The 14,490-nt window shown below is 48.4% G+C and carries 21 protein-coding genes; 12 read left to right on the plus strand and 9 right to left on the minus strand.

Annotation, left to right across the window (positions count from 1 at the left end; all coding sequences use genetic code 11):
* Nucleotides 1-4: 4 nt before the first annotated feature.
* From ACQG22_RS07805 to ACQG22_RS07840, 8 genes are all read right to left on the minus strand, one after another.
* The gene (locus tag ACQG22_RS07805) at nucleotides 5-583 is read right to left on the minus strand and encodes a hypothetical protein (protein ID WP_013097280.1); all 579 of its coding nucleotides are present in this window, start codon (nucleotides 581-583) and stop codon (nucleotides 5-7) included.
* A complete protein-coding gene (locus ACQG22_RS07810; RefSeq protein WP_369706402.1) occupies nucleotides 583-996 on the minus strand; it encodes a hypothetical protein in 414 nt (137 codons plus the stop codon). The genes ACQG22_RS07805 and ACQG22_RS07810 overlap by 1 nt, the downstream gene beginning before the upstream one ends.
* Nucleotides 993-1,232, minus strand: a complete 240-nt coding sequence (locus ACQG22_RS07815; protein WP_419095430.1) for a hypothetical protein — start codon at nucleotides 1,230-1,232, stop codon at nucleotides 993-995. The genes ACQG22_RS07810 and ACQG22_RS07815 overlap by 4 nt, the downstream gene beginning before the upstream one ends.
* Nucleotides 1,186-1,593, minus strand: a complete 408-nt coding sequence (locus ACQG22_RS07820) for a hypothetical protein (protein ID WP_023296234.1) — start codon at nucleotides 1,591-1,593, stop codon at nucleotides 1,186-1,188. The genes ACQG22_RS07815 and ACQG22_RS07820 overlap by 47 nt, the downstream gene beginning before the upstream one ends.
* Nucleotides 1,586-1,810: a hypothetical protein gene (locus ACQG22_RS07825; RefSeq protein ID WP_006811079.1), complete on the minus strand. Its 225-nt coding sequence runs from the start codon at nucleotides 1,808-1,810 to the stop codon at nucleotides 1,586-1,588. The genes ACQG22_RS07820 and ACQG22_RS07825 overlap by 8 nt, the downstream gene beginning before the upstream one ends.
* Nucleotides 1,811-1,916: 106 nt before the next feature.
* Nucleotides 1,917-2,303: a S24 family peptidase gene (locus ACQG22_RS07830; protein ID WP_032673909.1), complete on the minus strand. Its 387-nt coding sequence runs from the start codon at nucleotides 2,301-2,303 to the stop codon at nucleotides 1,917-1,919.
* An 81-nt stretch (nucleotides 2,304-2,384) separates the two neighbouring features.
* Nucleotides 2,385-2,678, minus strand: a complete 294-nt coding sequence (locus tag ACQG22_RS07835) for a hypothetical protein (RefSeq protein ID WP_032610623.1) — start codon at nucleotides 2,676-2,678, stop codon at nucleotides 2,385-2,387.
* Nucleotides 2,679-2,849: 171 nt separating this feature from the next.
* A complete protein-coding gene (locus ACQG22_RS07840; protein WP_369706403.1) occupies nucleotides 2,850-3,542 on the minus strand; it encodes an XRE family transcriptional regulator in 693 nt (230 codons plus the stop codon).
* A 126-nt stretch (nucleotides 3,543-3,668) separates the two neighbouring features.
* On the opposite strand from ACQG22_RS07840, the gene ACQG22_RS07845 reads away from it, so the two are divergent.
* The 12 genes from ACQG22_RS07845 to ACQG22_RS07900 all read left to right on the plus strand — a co-directional run bounded on the left by ACQG22_RS07845 (nucleotide 3,669) and on the right by ACQG22_RS07900 (nucleotide 14,136).
* Nucleotides 3,669-3,911 (plus strand): transcriptional regulator, encoded by a 243-nt coding sequence (locus ACQG22_RS07845; RefSeq protein WP_023296238.1) that lies wholly within the window; start codon nucleotides 3,669-3,671, stop codon nucleotides 3,909-3,911.
* 78 nt (nucleotides 3,912-3,989) lie between these two features.
* A complete protein-coding gene (locus ACQG22_RS07850) occupies nucleotides 3,990-4,733 on the plus strand; it encodes a helix-turn-helix domain-containing protein (RefSeq protein WP_237756813.1) in 744 nt (247 codons plus the stop codon).
* A gap of 15 nt (nucleotides 4,734-4,748) precedes the next feature.
* A complete protein-coding gene (locus ACQG22_RS07855) occupies nucleotides 4,749-5,630 on the plus strand; it encodes an ATP-binding protein (RefSeq protein WP_369706404.1) in 882 nt (293 codons plus the stop codon).
* A complete protein-coding gene (locus tag ACQG22_RS07860; RefSeq protein WP_369706405.1) occupies nucleotides 5,627-7,006 on the plus strand; it encodes a replicative DNA helicase in 1,380 nt (459 codons plus the stop codon). The genes ACQG22_RS07855 and ACQG22_RS07860 overlap by 4 nt, the downstream gene beginning before the upstream one ends.
* Before the next feature lie 27 nt (nucleotides 7,007-7,033).
* A complete protein-coding gene (locus ACQG22_RS07865) occupies nucleotides 7,034-7,816 on the plus strand; it encodes an antitermination protein (RefSeq protein ID WP_369706406.1) in 783 nt (260 codons plus the stop codon).
* A gap of 194 nt (nucleotides 7,817-8,010) precedes the next feature.
* Nucleotides 8,011-8,205 (plus strand): hypothetical protein, encoded by a 195-nt coding sequence (locus ACQG22_RS07870; RefSeq protein ID WP_045347645.1) that lies wholly within the window; start codon nucleotides 8,011-8,013, stop codon nucleotides 8,203-8,205.
* Between the two features lie 1,031 nt (nucleotides 8,206-9,236).
* Complete coding sequence (locus ACQG22_RS07875; RefSeq protein ID WP_008499363.1) at nucleotides 9,237-9,485, plus strand: class II holin family protein; 249 nt, start codon at nucleotides 9,237-9,239, stop codon at nucleotides 9,483-9,485.
* A 1-nt stretch (nucleotide 9,486) separates the two neighbouring features.
* Nucleotides 9,487-10,026 carry a lysozyme gene (locus tag ACQG22_RS07880; protein ID WP_196362233.1) on the plus strand — a complete coding sequence of 180 codons (540 nt, stop codon included), beginning with the start codon at nucleotides 9,487-9,489 and terminating at the stop codon, nucleotides 10,024-10,026.
* Nucleotides 10,023-10,541, plus strand: a complete 519-nt coding sequence (locus ACQG22_RS07885; RefSeq protein ID WP_196362232.1) for a hypothetical protein — start codon at nucleotides 10,023-10,025, stop codon at nucleotides 10,539-10,541. The genes ACQG22_RS07880 and ACQG22_RS07885 overlap by 4 nt, the downstream gene beginning before the upstream one ends.
* Before the next feature lie 1,100 nt (nucleotides 10,542-11,641).
* The gene (locus ACQG22_RS07890; RefSeq protein WP_023150211.1) at nucleotides 11,642-12,091 is read left to right on the plus strand and encodes a hypothetical protein; all 450 of its coding nucleotides are present in this window, start codon (nucleotides 11,642-11,644) and stop codon (nucleotides 12,089-12,091) included.
* A 240-nt stretch (nucleotides 12,092-12,331) separates the two neighbouring features.
* Nucleotides 12,332-13,789: a glycosyltransferase family 2 protein gene (locus tag ACQG22_RS07895; RefSeq protein WP_369706407.1), complete on the plus strand. Its 1,458-nt coding sequence runs from the start codon at nucleotides 12,332-12,334 to the stop codon at nucleotides 13,787-13,789.
* A gap of 11 nt (nucleotides 13,790-13,800) precedes the next feature.
* A complete protein-coding gene (locus ACQG22_RS07900; RefSeq protein WP_259387622.1) occupies nucleotides 13,801-14,136 on the plus strand; it encodes a hypothetical protein in 336 nt (111 codons plus the stop codon).
* Here the strand turns inward: ACQG22_RS07900 and ACQG22_RS07905 are convergent.
* Nucleotides 14,090-14,347 carry a hypothetical protein gene (locus tag ACQG22_RS07905; RefSeq protein ID WP_040117529.1) on the minus strand — a complete coding sequence of 86 codons (258 nt, stop codon included), beginning with the start codon at nucleotides 14,345-14,347 and terminating at the stop codon, nucleotides 14,090-14,092. The two genes, ACQG22_RS07900 and ACQG22_RS07905, sit on opposite strands and share 47 nt — an antisense overlap.
* Nucleotides 14,348-14,490: the final 143 nt, after the last annotated feature.

Consider the following 14,490-nt stretch of genomic DNA (forward strand, 5'->3'; position numbering starts at 1 on the left):
CTCCTCAGTGCATAACCGGCTTGTCAGGCATACCTTCTTTCTGAATCTGTTCAATAAAGCTGTCATGAAGGAGATTAAAACCTTCCCGGCCCATTTTTGAGAGTTGAAGCCCGTTCTCAGCGTCCGTATCTAACATGTCCCGGTACATGCGCAGCGCCATCTGCTGGCCGAGTTCCTGACCGTATTTCTCAATGGCTAACCCTTCCACATGGCTTGCGAGTGCGAACCGCTCTGGCGCAGGATAAACACTGATTGAACCGTGCTGTCCGGAGTAGATAACTGCGGTGTCAAACCCTCCAGAATCGTTGGCAACCTCAACTGTGCCGTTCTTTGCCTGCTCCTCGGTAATGAAGACCGCAACAAGCATCCAACGCCAAATGATGATTTCTTTCTCGATGCCAGGGGTAAACCAGCCGCTTTCAATCGCTTCCATGATGCAAGCCAGCAGATCTAATCCATCCGGAATTCGTTTGTCATAGTTGCCATTGTCGAGCTGGCGAACCGCGACGGAATAACCAATGACGCGGTTACCAAAACGGATGCCTGTTGATGTCGGCTCCGGAGTAAAGGCTGAAGCAATCATCAATACACTCCTTTAGGCTTGATGGCTTGAAGTGCATCGACCTCTTTAATGAACCGGTCATGCATCGCGTCCCATTTTTCACACCATTTCTCCATTTCTCGCTTGCGCGCCAGGATGCGACGCAGACGGCGAACACAACGCTGGTGGGCGGCCAGATACTCAGCCTTTGTTTCCCCGTCTCGCCATACTTCCCTGTCATCGAGATCAATACGCACCCGCGGGTGACGCTGCGGAAAACCTGAACGCTCAAAAGCCCCGGTGGTCATGAAGAAAGCCAGATAGCGGATCGCCGTATCTCGCGTGAAGCATTTTTTGATACGACCGTGGCGTACTGCCACGAACAGCGGGCCAACTGGCGTATCGTGCTTCTGTAATGCCAGATCAATTGTGCTTACGGTGCGTTTATCTTTCATTTCCGGTCCTTAACTTTGCTGTATCGTTCGTGACTCATTACTTCCCAGTTCTTGCCGCCATCGCGGGAGAGTAGCCGCCAGCGATGGTTAACTTTGAGGCTCAAATTCCCGGAGCCGTGCATTCGGCAGGGGTGAATGCGCCTTGCCCTGAACTGGCTTAAAACGTGTACCGCTTTGAGGTGAACCCACTCAGGAATTCGTATCGCTGTAAGTGCCATCAGATCCCCCCATTTCATGACCCTCCGTTTTCGGAGCCTCCACTTTTTGTTTTTTGACGAACTCAACCAGCTCAGAAATGAGCTCGTCGATTAACTCCTTCCCGCTATCCGTAAGGAATTCACCGCTGCCATTAACATCAACAGCGCTGCTGTAAATTCCCTTGATAGCTTTTACGCCTTCGACATTCCCGTACTCACTGATCGCAAGCCTTTCGAATTTTCTCAATAATCCATCAAGAAGAATCTCTGTTAACTCGACCGTGTTAATGCCGCCTTTATTGAGCTTAATAACAAGGCAGTTACTGCCTGTTTTACGCTGGTGGCGTAATAACGCTGCTTTTAAAATTCGGCGGCGATATGTCTCGATTAATTTATCCATTGCGGCGAGCCTCCTCCTCTAAGCTCATAACAATTTCCTCTTCTTTTTCGGTCCAATCATGAATTTCGCCAGCAATGTCATAAACAAGAGAGCAAATAGTTTTAAGTTGGAAATGGTCCAGTTTGTCGTGATATTCAAATAATGTTTGCGATAAACCAGCCAGTTGCTCGGCTTTGATGTTCACAACCTGAATGTCTTGCCTTTTTAATAAGCTCATAATTACCGACCATATGCTTTTTTAAGATAAAGACGAGCGATTACCTCGTAACCGCAGGCCGCATAAAGGCATGCTGTTCTATATGCCGATTTATCAATGATGAAAGTCATACGAAGCGCCTCACAGCCAAAGAAGCCACCACCCGACCGTGAATTTTGATTTCTTTCTGTTCATCGGTATTAAGGGTGAAAGTTTCGTAATGATGGTTATCAGAAATGATTTTTAATGAGCCATCAGCTAATGGCTCAATTCTCTTAATGAAAAGACATGGGCGACCAAAAGCATCCATTGTGTAAACATAAATGCCAGAGGTAAGCGCACGTCCACCGCAATCAACGAAAGCCACAACCTCACATGGTTCGATGGTCGGCTGCATTGAATCACCTTCCATCCGGCAGCTTTGTACGCGGTTGCCAAAGTCATTGATGTTGTCAGATCCGAACAGCATTTGAGGCGTTTTAACTGGCTGATTAACTGCGACGGAATTTTGCATTTTCATTTCCTCAGGGTGAGTTTTTCCCCACCCTAAAAGGTGTTAATTTTGATTAATTGAGTTGGTTAATTAATTGGTTAGTTAGCTAACAGAAAACATTTTTTTAATATCAGGATGGTCATCTATGATTTTTTTAGCATCATCACATGCTTCTTCATAAGACTTAAAGAAATCAACCAGAACAAAATAATTATCTACACGTTCGTAGATAGCGAATTCCAAACCATCAATAAAAGTTGTGTTAAATTCGTAATCAAAATCATTCTGATGAGGCTGTGCAGCTCGTAAATAAATCCAGTGTGAATTTGCTGCTTTAAGCTTGGCGTGGATATCAAATGCCTGGCTCGCTGGGTTTGGTTGGGAGGTTGTATTCATCTCATTGGCTCCGTTGTTTGCCGATGAAATGAGAATACTTAAGTAATAATTGGAGGTCAATGGTATTAATACAAAAAGAATAATAGATTTCTTATGTATTTGTTATTGAAGATTATTTTAGTAATAAAAAAGCCGACACTATGGTCGGCTTGGTGCTTTTTTGGTAGCAGATCAGAAGATTGTTGATACCCAAAACAGCCTTCCTAAAACCTCAAGACTATCCATGTCTACTTCTTCGTCAGGGTATTCATCAGAGTTGTAGCTTCTGATTGTTACCTTATCTGGCCCAGATCTGTAGAGGATTTTTAACCTTTTCCATCCACCTTGGTTGATGCCGTAAATTTTACCATCCACGATACGCTTGTCATGGCAGTTTATGGCAACAGTTGAGCCATCAGAGATCACTGGCTCCATGCTATTCCCGTGTGCAGCAAAGCATAGAACGCCATCACCATCACTATTAGCTCCCACCTTTCGCAATGTTGCTTTGGAAAACCTAAGTTTTTTGCCATTGTAATCATCATTAAGAGCGCTGCCATCTCCACATGCGAACTCGATATCCTTCAAGTAAGGCACCTCTACCTCATCATCCTCCAGCGGCGTTTGCTTATCCCATGGATCTATACCAAGCATCCTTTGTTCTGGAGTTTTTGAGGGCCCCATGGTGCCTTCACCAGTGCTTAACCATATTGGATCTACATCCAACGCTTTGGCTATATCCACGATTTTTCCGCTGGACTGAGCTTTTCCTGAGGTTAGTTTTTGTATGGCCCCCTGGCTTACCCCAACCCTATGCGCTAATTGACTTTGAGTAGCCCCGGCATGAGCCATCGCCAGCCTTAGTCTTTCTGCAAGTGTGTTCATCTAAGTATCTCCGATTTCTGTGCATATTTAATACCACAGGATTAACCATGGCAAGCGGATAATACTTGATTAATTATTCCTTTGGTATTATTTTATATCTTTAATATTAATACTAAGGGCTTTGTTATGACTGATGAGGTTTTTGAATCCCCAATGGCGAAAGCCGTGTACGTTGCTGGTGGGCAAAGTTCACTTGCTAAAAAGGTTGGCGTTACGCAAGGAGCGGTCTGGAAGTGGGTCAGGGGGATCAAGAAAGTTTCTCCTGTCCATGCAGTGGCAGTCTCAAACGCAGTTAATGGAGTTGTTAAGCCTCATGAACTGCGTCCTGATTTGCCGACTCTTTTCCCGCACCCGGGCAATGAGGTGTGATATGTCACGGCATTATTGCGTCAGCGAACCTTTACTGGTGGCTGAATTCAGTAACGAAAATGAGTTGGCGGGTGTCGCATGAGCATGGAACTGATGGTTAAAGCAATGAAGGTCAAGGTGGGAAATCCACTGCGTAAGCTCGTGCTACTGAAGCTTGCAGATAACGCTAGTGACCATGGCGAGTGCTGGCCAAGCTATCAACATATCGCCGATCAGTGCGAAATCAGTAAGCGATCTGTGATGATTCACATTGATGCTTTATGTGAATGCGGCCTGGTAAAAAAAGAACTTCGCCCAGGTCCAAAAGGTAACTCAAGTAATGTATATCGGCTTGATTTCAGTAGTGCAGGAGATTCACTAGGGGGTAGTGCAGGAGCTGCACCCAGAATCAGTCACTCTTTTGAACCAGTCAATGAATCAGTCATAGAACCTAAATATAACGGTTCATCTGATAACCATTCTGAAAATCGCTCTTCCAAAGAGAACTATTCCAACGAGTTCGAGCAGGCATGGCAGGCATACCCTAAACGTGCTGGCGGTAATTCTAAAGCTGCCGCCTGGAAAGCCTGGAAAGCTCGAATCAAAGACGGTGTTAACACTGAGGCAATGCTGGCTGGTGTAAACCGTTATGCAGGTTATGTCCGTGCTACAGGTAGCGCCGGAACGCAGTACGTGAAACAGGCGGCGACGTTCTTTGGACCCGATCGGCATTTCGAAGAGCCATGGCAGGCGCCATCTGGTGCGGTAAGCGGTAGACCTGGTGGGCTGCCGGTTTCGGGGTTTAGTGAACAAGACTATGGCCAATCAGACTGCAACTGGTAAGCAGGAGAAATCACAATGCTGAGTATTAAACAACGCGAAGAAAGGGAAGCTCTGGTGGCAAAGCGCGAAGGGCTTCGTGAAGAACTGGCGTTTGCTGTTGAACATAAAAAACCGTGGCAGTGGGGGAGCTGGGAGTCAGGCGACGTCCACGCCGCCGACTGTGAAAAACATGGCAACTATCAGCGCATTTCCCTCACTGGAAAAGCATATCGTGGAGTTGAAAACGTTAAATACTCCCAGTGCCCGGAGTGTGTGAAAACGGAACTTGCTGACATTGAATCCAGTCTGCGTGCATTACGAGTAGTCGACCTGATGGACAATGCCGGGATCGCAAGACGATTCGAAGCATGTGAATTCGATAACTACCAGGCTGTCAACCCGGATGCCGCCAAAAATCTGGCAGTCTGTCAGCGCTACACCGCCAGTTGGCCTGATCGCCTGAAAGCTGGAACTGGGCTCGTCATGACCGGAAACTGCGGGACCGGTAAAAACCATCTGGCAGTGGCCATGGCGAAGAGCATTATCCGTGGACATCTCGCTAAAGTGGAAATCACCGACGTTATGCGCCTCACCCGAGCAGTGAAAAGCACGTGGCGCCACAATGCTGAAATGACCGAGGAAGATGTAATTGAACGTTTCGCTTCATTGGATCTGCTAATTATCGACGAGGTGGGCGTTCAGTTCGGCAGTCCGACTGAAATGACCATCCTTCAGGAAATTATCAATGCCAGGTACGAAAGCATTCTGCCAACAATCCTGATCAGCAATCTTACATTCGACCAGTTGAAAGAAACGATTGGCGAGAGAATTGTGGATCGGGTTACCGATGGTGGCCGCAACCGTCTGGCATTTGGCTGGGGAAGTTTCCGTGCCATCGCGTCAGGAGTTGTAGCATGACTCCTGTCTGGAAAAATGAAGATCTGGAAGGTGCGGTGATCGGCGCAATTTTTCTGCGTGGTGCCGACCCTGAGGTACTGGATATTCTTTCCAGGGTGCCAGCCACCGCTTTCTCGGTACCGCAGTATCGGGAAATATATACTGGGATCTGCCGTCAGGCGCGTGGAGCTGGCGTTATTGACCCTGTACTGCTCTGCGAAAACATGCCAAAGCACAGCGCAATCATTATGGACTCGAGCCGTATCGCATGGGCGAAGTCGGCGCTTGTGTCCTACGTTTCCACGCTGGAGCGTAATGCAGCTGTTCGCGATGCCGAAGCTGTGATTGAAAGGGCGCTGGCTGATCTCCGGAGTGCTCACAACGGTGATGCGGCTTTATCGGCATTCAGGGCTGCACAGAACAGCATTGCCGCAATTTCTCTCGAAGAAAAGACCGTTCAGCCAGTTCATATCGACGACATTCTTCCTGCTGTAGTTGATCGGGTAGATGCACGCAACCGCGGCCTCGAAGAAGCCAGAAGCCTCATGACGGGTATTGAAGAGCTTGATGCAAAGACTGGCGGCATTGAACCAACAGACCTCGTGTTTATCGCTGCGCGACCGTCGATGGGTAAAACTGAATTTGCGCTGGATATCATCGACAAAGTTTCTGAGCAGGGCCGCGGTGTGCTGTTCTTCAGCATGGAAATGCCAAATATCCAGATCGGTGAGCGAATGGTATCTGCTGCGGGTGGTATGTCTGTTTCACGCCTGAAAAAGGCTGCTGATTTTGAGGATGAGGACTGGGCCAGGCTGACAAACGGTGTAGAACGGCTGACTGGTCGTAGCATCTGGATGGTTGATTCCACCGATCTGACAGTAGATCAGATTCAACAGATAGCTACCCGCCTGCAACTGGCGCATCCGGAAATAGCGCTGGTGGTGGTGGATTATCTGGCACTCATCAAAATCGAAAGCACTGCACGATATGACCTTGCCGTCGGCGAGGTGTCAAAAGGACTCAAACGTCTGGCTAAATCTAATAAAACGCCGGTGCTTGCCCTGAGCCAGCTTTCTCGTGGCGTTGAGTCGCGGCCCAATAAGCGACCAATGAACTCAGACCTCAAAAACTCGGGTGAGATCGAGGCAGATGCTGATCTAATCATGATGCTTTACCGCGACGAAGTTTATAACCCTGAGTCTCCAGCGAAAGGGATCGCGGAAATTAACGTGACCAAACAGCGAAACGGTGAACTAGGCACGATTTACCGTCGATTCTATAACGGGCACTTCCTGCCAATTGACCAGGAGTTAGCAAAGCAGCGTTCGGCGCCACAGCAGAAAACTCAAACCAGACGATACGCAAAAGATAGGCAATCCAGCAATGCAGACTATTAAAACCATTAAAACAGCGGGGGCAAGCGCATGAAACTGGAAGCATCACTCAAATATTTTAGCCCTCAGGGGATGCACATCAGCGACGACGTGAAGGGAACCTCTCCTGATCGTCTCACCGGCACCGATGTTATGGCGGCCATTGGTACCACCAGCAGCCGCGCGCGCTTCGGTATGGCGGCGTTCTTCGGTAAAGCGGGAATCAGCAAAACGGATGAACAACTCGCAGTTCAGGCGCTGGCGCGATATGCGATGGAAGCTGCACCGAAGAATGTTCGCAAAGCTGCTGGTGGGCAGTTCGGATGGTCCATGCAGATGTTGGCACAATTTGCCTTTGCTGATTACTCCCGTTCTGCGGCTACCAGCGTGACGTGTCACAGCTGCAGTGGTACCGGGTTTATCTCCGGGAATGAGGATGTGGTTAAACATCCTGGTATTTTTGACGCCGACGGTGCCGAAGTGGTGGCGCCGAAGATTAAAAATGAGCTGGTGAATAGGGTTTGCGGAACATGCGGAGGAAAGAAAGTGATCCTTGCCCGGTGCAGGTGTGGCGGTAAAGGCGAAGTGTTGGACCGCAAAGCGACTAATGACCGCGGCGCACCGGTTTTCAAAACGTGTGAACGTTGCTCTGGTAATGGCTTCTGTGCTATCTCCTCGGCGACGGTACACCGCGCCATTCTGAAGCGTCTCCCGGACCTCCATCAGTCCTCATGGTCACGCAACTGGAAACCCTTCTATGAAATGCTGGTGGACACTCTGCGACAGGGTGAGCGTCATGCAGCAGTGGAATTTGAGAAGGCGACAACTTATTAATGTGATCGGAGCAAATAGCGACACTTTTTTGCACGTTACTGTTGACTTTGCATAAAACTGTCCTGTATGCTTCTAATCGTGGGATATTACGCCTGCACGACATCAAACCCGCCTGAGTGCGGGTTTTTTTATTTCCAGCAAGGTTTTTCTTCAATGCGTTTGTTATGTTGTGTTTTTTAACTGAGGGCCAGTTGATGAGCGCAGATGAAAACTTGTTGAGTAAAATCCAGGAAGTACGGACGGTAGAAGATGTGGAGCAAGTCAATTTGGGCCTTTCTAAAGGCTGGGTGATTTTGAAGATCACCGAGAGCTCTACAGTCTGGGAAGATGGCAGCAAAAGCAGTCTTGTTACATATCACATGGGCAAGCCGAAGGCATTGCCGGTCTGATCAAGCCTTACCAAATCAAAAATTTCAATCATATATAGGCCACCTCACGGTGGCCTTTTTTGTTTCCCCTCATTCTGAGAGGACTCACGGCAATAAGAGGGGGGATGTCCACCCCGATTGCCGTTACTGAATACAAAAAAGCGGGGGACGACATCGCATCCCCCGCCAAAACGTTTTCACATTTTTCTGTCTGTGGTTGTAAAAGCCGGCGGCTGGGATTTAGTTCCTTACGGTGGTAATAACAGTCCTGTAAGTTAAAAAATTAATTAATAAATTTTAAAAAATATCAACCCCTACCGTTTGGTAGATTGACGATATTTATGAATCATAGGTAAATTGCAGTCGTGGTGAATCCCCGTATGCGGCGTGGCGTACAGTCAAAATTTCTCTGGTGAGAATCGTATACGAGATCGCGGACTTCGTGTCTGGAGAGTCCACCGGGAGGCCCCCGGCGCCACTTAACTATAATAATTCCTGTTGTGAATAAACTTCGGCCTGTTTACCCGGACAGGCGTCTTTTTGGGTTAGCCTCCTGTTAAATTGCCATTGACTCAGATTATGACTCAAACATAGATTATGAATGTGGTGAATTCTTTCTAAGCGAAAGGGCGTTCCAGTCAACTGCTATTTGCAGGTATGCGCGCGTCTTTGCTAACTGGGGCAGAGACACCGGGAGGCACCCGGCACCAAAACACAAATAACAACGATGCTTTAATTCCTTGAGAGCCTGCCATAAAAAGCAGGCTTTTTTTTATAGTTTTACAAACTGCTGCTACGCTTTGAGTTGTGGGAAGTAACTGAATGCCCGGTGGTTCTCCTGGACCGATAGTGAATCAGCCGATACAGCTTCACTTCTGAGCATAGGTCTTACTCACACCTACCTTACAAATAGTCAACTCATTAGCCCGCCATCAAAAGCGGGCTTTTTTATTTCAGGCTCCGGGAACCATCCTCGACATGCCTTCTTGTTAAATCGTCCCGAGGGCCTGACCCATTACACACAGCTCCCGCCAATACGCGAGGAGAAAGAGATGATCCGATATATGCCTGACAAAATCGCATCCGCAGTCTCGTATTGCGTGTCTGGCAGTCTTATTTGTGGAGGCGGCATTTTGCAATGGTTGCACGACCTCGACTGGAACAAGGTTGCAGTGATTGGCGGTTTTCTTATCGGTATAGCCACTTACCTTACCAACCTCTACTTCAAAAGACGCCAGACCAAGGCATACGAGAAGGCCCTCAAGAAGGGCTACATCACCGCTCCACCACAGGATAATTAACATGGCATCGACAAGAGCAAAACTCAGCGCCGCCATGCTATCCCTGATCGCCGCTGGAGCATCAGCGCCTGTACTGTTCGACCAGTTCATCAGTGAGAAAGAAGGCAACGCTCTTGTGGCCGTCATGGATCCTGGTGGCGTCTGGTCGCTCTGCCATGGCGTGACAGTTATTGACGGCAAGCGTGTCGTGAAGGGCATGACCGCCACCGAGGCGCAATGCAAAAAAGTGAACGCCATTGAGCGCGACAAAGCACTTGCCTGGGTCGACAGGAACATCAAGGTTCCATTGACAGCGCCGCAAAAGGTAGGAATTGCATCGTTCTGCCCCTACAACATCGGCCCCGGAAAATGCTATCCATCCACCTTTTACCAGCGAATCAACGCCGGTGACCGTAAAGGGGCCTGTGAGGCTATCCGCTGGTGGATTAAAGACGGCGGGCGGGATTGTCGCCTGACCAAAGGCCAGAAAAATGGCTGTTACGGTCAGGTTGAGCGTCGTGATCAGGAAAGTGCGCTGGCGTGCTGGGGGATAGATCAGTGAAATTTAATCTTTTCCCAGTTGCGATTGTCATCATTGCTGTCCTGTCAGTAGCACTCGTTAAAAGTTGTTCAGATGCCAGCAGCCTGCAGAGTGATAACAACGTTCTGCGAAGTGACAACTCTTTGCAGGGACAGGTAATCGCCACCCAGGCATTCAACTTCAATCGATTCAATCAGGTTGCAGAACATGCCAATAAGCTTAACTCCCTTATCGACACCAGCACCGAAGAAACCGTAATCGAATACCGGGAGATTCTCCGTCGTGAAAAAACTTGTGATCTGCCTGTTCCTGCTGATGTCGCTGGTGGGCTGCTCAAATACGCGCACCGTTTACGTGCCAGCGCCATGCACACCGATACCAGCAGACCTGACGCAGCCGATGATAGTACCGCTGCCGCCGGCTCAATAACGTACTGCCAGGCTGTGCTCTGGATTAAGCCGCTGCTGGCCGTGATTGAGAAGGGCAATAATAACCTGGCTGGTATAAGGCAGATAGAGCTGGAAAGGAAAAACTAGGGATGGCTCATCCTTGAGCGCACGGGTATTTCTGAACGACGGCTTTACCTGACATAGCAAAGCACCTTTAAATTCTAGAAAATACTCAATATTTAACAAGCGAAGCGCATCAATCCCAAAAAAAGCCCCCACAAGGGAGGGCTACCGGAGTCTCAGTTTCACATGCTCTTTTTATCGATGTTTCCCTGGAGTTGGCATTCTCCGCATCAGAGTCATAACAAGCCTGGCATCCAGCATGAGATCAACAAGCGTAAGCGTAAGGAATTAAGATTTTACTGAGGCAGAATGATTGGTGTTTGGTGCAAAGTTATCTATCTGTTCACGATATTGATGTTCAGGACCGCCAGACGAAGAAAGACATCCTGGCGCATAACAAATCGTGGCAGGTGAACTGCCAAAAGGAGAAAGTCGATTTGAAGTAGTAAAGCGGATAGACCGCCGCCGAAAGGTAATGCAGCAGTCATGATGCTGCCCCGAGTCGCGTAATGGCGAGCAGGTATAGCAGACAGTTGTGAGGGTAAGTAAGGGAACATGCTCCGGTAAAGCAGCACGAACGCCATACGCGCACCGGTTATCAGCGGCTAATAAGCGACAGAGACTCAAGGGCATGAGCGTGGCCACTTCGGGTAGTGGCAGCCATTACAAAGCTCACCTGCTGGTGGGCTTGATAATGGTTATAAACATAAGCAGTTTAATCAATCATATGATCATCTTACGCAATTGGATTTCTTCCTGCCCGTTGAGTTGGGCGTACTCCACTAATTGCTTAATAAGCGATTCTTTGTCATTAGACATCAAGGAAGAAACGTAAAGACCAGTTGTCCATTCAAAAACGCTCACTAAGGATAAGGGCGATTTTCTTGAGTACTGATAATTTATTGAGAAGTTATTGCAGATTCTTTTCTTTTCCATGGGGTAAATTTGTACTTAATGCAAATTATCGGCATTTATAATGCTGTAATGGTTTGAGATAAATGAGTACTTCACTTTGGGTAAAAGATACTTTAGCACCGCTAAAAATAGTAGGATTAATCTTAGATTGTTGTTGTTTTTAGCAAAATATGAATAATAAATTCAACTAAACACAACGATAACAACCGATGAAAATTCAATCTATTACAATCGCTTTTCTGGTGGCGATATCGTCACCCTCATACTCAGCCTTTCAGGAAAGGGAATACAATACCTGGTATCAGAAAGATGCAGTGCTTTACGACATTACGCAGACCTCAGAGGGATTGCCTGTCATGATAAGCATCTCTCAACCCGGGAGGGGAGCAGCAAATATGCTGGTGTCCTATATGTCCGATGGCAGTTGTGGAGATAAGAAGGAGTTGCTTAATGTGAATGGGAAGGATGTTCCTGCAACTTACAGGTGTGTATCGGTCGGGGCAAACAGGATTGAGCACTTTGCAGTTAATGATGCCGAAAAGGTCAATGAGATGGTTAACCACCTCAAGTCAGATTTCACTTTGCTGCTTCAGAACGATATCAAAGTCTGGGCTGCGAACATAAAGACGCCGAAGTATGGCATAGCACCAAGATTTTAAATCGCTATATCTAACCGCCTGAAGGCGGTTTTTTAATGGCAATAACATTGGTTATCCCCTGAAAGGGATAAAGCACTGAATATCCCTTTCAGGGGATAAATCGGCCTCGCAATTTGCGGGGCTTTTTTATGCGCATCGCACGCGCACATCGAAGAAAGTCTTTCAGCTGTGAGCCTGGGCAAACCGTTAACTTTCGGCGGCTTTGCCGTGCGACAGGCTCACGTCTAAAAGGAAAATCAAATGCAGGTCACTATTGATGGTGTCCCGTATGCACCCGCCTGCGCAATTTCATCGCGGATCGGCATTGCAATAACGACACACCAGCGAGCCGACGTTTTGAAACGAGCGCTAGAACAGCACATGAAGCACCTGCCAGCCGGTGCGCTGGTGGTTGTTATTGATGATGGTTCAAAACCTGCAGCGGTAGTTCCCCACGGCGTGCAGCTGCTTCGCCATGAAAGATCACTCGGCATTGTTGCTTCGAAGAACGCCAGCCTGTCAGCCCTGATGGATGCCGGGTGCGAGCATCTTTTTTTATGGGATGACGACGCCTGGCCTATCGCTGATAACTGGCACCTCCCTTACATCGAATCACCTGAGCCGCATTTGGCTTACCAATTTCTGGATCTGGCCGGGCGCAATAAGCTGCACGACATGGCGGAGCTGTGCCGTGATGATAAGCATCTGGCGTACACCGGCCAGCGCGGCGTGATGCTGTATTACCACCGCACCGCCATCGAGAAGGTTGGCGGATTTGATCCGGTTTATGGTCGCGGCATGTACGAACACAGCGACCTTGCCCTGCGCATCCATAACGCAGGACTGACTACGTGGGCTTACGCTGATGTCGTCGGTTCAGAAAAGCTGATTCATTCTCTTGATGAGCATGAGGCTGTGGAGCGTTCGGTACCGAAGCCAGACCGACAGTCGCTGGTGGAGCGTAACGTTAAAATCCACAACGAACGGCGTGATGCCGGGTTTACCGGTTACGTTGAATACCGGCGTCAGCGCGACGTGGTTATCACTACGTTACTGACCAGCCAGCCAGACCCGCAGCGCGGTTTGAAAATGGCTGCCTCGCCTGACATGCTGGCTAAATGGGCCTCATCACTTCGGAATTGTAGCCGTATTGCGCTGGTGGATGAGCTGCATACGGCACCGGCAGACGTTGAGCTGTACCGCGTCCCTGACGTGAAGATGAATGTCTACTTCCGTCGCTGGCTGCACATCTGGCAGCACCTGCGAGAACACCCTGAATACCGGTTCGTCTGGTGTACAGATGGTACCGATGTCGAAATGCTTCGCGCGCCGTGGGAAGAAATGGAAGCCGGAAAGGTGTATGTCGGTTCAGAACCAAAGACCTACGCCGACACCTGGGCAAAGCAGAATCACCCGGAGCGCATCTATCAGGAGTTCATTGAAGAACATCAGAACGATGTGATGCTTAATGCTGGCCTGCTGGGTGGTTCCCGCGCTGATGTAATGGCGTTCGCTCACGGCATCATCCGTCTTTACTACCGGATCGAGAGTTATCGTTTCTGGAAGAAAGAACAGGCTGGCGCTGCGGTGGGGGATATGATTGCTTTTGGCATTGTCGCTAAGTCTTTTGGCGATCGCATTGTCACCGGCCCGCGCATCCACACTATTTTTAAGTCCGATGGTGTCGGTAAAGAGTACGCTTTCTGGCGCCATAAATAACAGGAGTTCTTATGATTTCATATGAGGTTGAGTTTCCGACTCAAAAATCGTTTAGCTTAAAAATAAACGGTTACTCTTCAGCGGAGGGACTGGACTGTACAACGGTTGATGCTATTGGCGGTGACGTCAAAGTACAACTCGATAAGAAGACAATGCTGACTGTACCTTACCGTGAAGATATTTCGTCAGACTTTACTCTTGAAGGTTACAAGCAGCGCGCTGAAACTCACGCGATAACTGTAATCGATCAGATTGTGAATGCGGCTCAGCACCGAGCCGCTGACGATTTAATTCAGGAAGTTACGAACGCGGTTGCTTCTTCTGAATTATTTTCTCAACTCTCTTAATCGCTTCGTGAGCATCTGGGGCAGATGAAATTTCAGGCGGTGTAACCTCCTTCAGTACATCCATCAGAACGTCCCCAACATTCTGTTTTGGTGACAGCTTGTTAACAGCTTCAATAATCAAAGAAAAAACCAGTTTATTGGTGGCTTTTTCAATCTTTAATTCACGTTGCAAATCTGCAACTGCTTTTTCCAGTTCTGACATGGAACCCATGGGTATTTTCCTTTTCGGAGGTAATCAGCCATCCCCCCGCGACAGAGTGCGCCAGTGTCCCACCACTGACGGGCTGAATGCTTACCTTAACCAGGGTTAAAGAGAAGCAACACCCTGATATTCAGACAGTAGCCGCCATCGTG

The organism is Enterobacter cloacae complex sp. 309I3 (assembly GCF_050031595.1).
Classification (GTDB): Bacteria; Pseudomonadota; Gammaproteobacteria; order Enterobacterales; family Enterobacteriaceae; genus Enterobacter; species Enterobacter cloacae.

Coding starts and splice junctions, on each gene's coding strand:
- ACQG22_RS07805 (WP_013097280.1), bottom strand. CDS start 583: ATGATTGCTTCAGCCTTTACTCCGGAGCCGACATCAACAGGCATCCGT.
- ACQG22_RS07810 (WP_369706402.1), bottom strand. CDS start 996: ATGAAAGATAAACGCACCGTAAGCACAATTGATCTGGCATTACAGAAG.
- ACQG22_RS07815 (WP_419095430.1), bottom strand. CDS start 1,232: ATGAAATGGGGGGATCTGATGGCACTTACAGCGATACGAATTCCTGAG.
- ACQG22_RS07820 (WP_023296234.1), bottom strand. CDS start 1,593: ATGGATAAATTAATCGAGACATATCGCCGCCGAATTTTAAAAGCAGCG.
- ACQG22_RS07825 (WP_006811079.1), bottom strand. CDS start 1,810: ATGAGCTTATTAAAAAGGCAAGACATTCAGGTTGTGAACATCAAAGCC.
- ACQG22_RS07830 (WP_032673909.1), bottom strand. CDS start 2,303: ATGCAAAATTCCGTCGCAGTTAATCAGCCAGTTAAAACGCCTCAAATG.
- ACQG22_RS07835 (WP_032610623.1), bottom strand. CDS start 2,678: ATGAATACAACCTCCCAACCAAACCCAGCGAGCCAGGCATTTGATATC.
- ACQG22_RS07840 (WP_369706403.1), bottom strand. CDS start 3,542: ATGAACACACTTGCAGAAAGACTAAGGCTGGCGATGGCTCATGCCGGG.
- ACQG22_RS07845 (WP_023296238.1), top strand. CDS start 3,669: ATGACTGATGAGGTTTTTGAATCCCCAATGGCGAAAGCCGTGTACGTT.
- ACQG22_RS07850 (WP_237756813.1), top strand. CDS start 3,990: ATGAGCATGGAACTGATGGTTAAAGCAATGAAGGTCAAGGTGGGAAAT.
- ACQG22_RS07855 (WP_369706404.1), top strand. CDS start 4,749: ATGCTGAGTATTAAACAACGCGAAGAAAGGGAAGCTCTGGTGGCAAAG.
- ACQG22_RS07860 (WP_369706405.1), top strand. CDS start 5,627: ATGACTCCTGTCTGGAAAAATGAAGATCTGGAAGGTGCGGTGATCGGC.
- ACQG22_RS07865 (WP_369706406.1), top strand. CDS start 7,034: ATGAAACTGGAAGCATCACTCAAATATTTTAGCCCTCAGGGGATGCAC.
- ACQG22_RS07870 (WP_045347645.1), top strand. CDS start 8,011: ATGAGCGCAGATGAAAACTTGTTGAGTAAAATCCAGGAAGTACGGACG.
- ACQG22_RS07875 (WP_008499363.1), top strand. CDS start 9,237: ATGATCCGATATATGCCTGACAAAATCGCATCCGCAGTCTCGTATTGC.
- ACQG22_RS07880 (WP_196362233.1), top strand. CDS start 9,487: ATGGCATCGACAAGAGCAAAACTCAGCGCCGCCATGCTATCCCTGATC.
- ACQG22_RS07890 (WP_023150211.1), top strand. CDS start 11,642: ATGAAAATTCAATCTATTACAATCGCTTTTCTGGTGGCGATATCGTCA.
- ACQG22_RS07895 (WP_369706407.1), top strand. CDS start 12,332: ATGCAGGTCACTATTGATGGTGTCCCGTATGCACCCGCCTGCGCAATT.
- ACQG22_RS07900 (WP_259387622.1), top strand. CDS start 13,801: ATGATTTCATATGAGGTTGAGTTTCCGACTCAAAAATCGTTTAGCTTA.
- ACQG22_RS07905 (WP_040117529.1), bottom strand. CDS start 14,347: ATGGGTTCCATGTCAGAACTGGAAAAAGCAGTTGCAGATTTGCAACGT.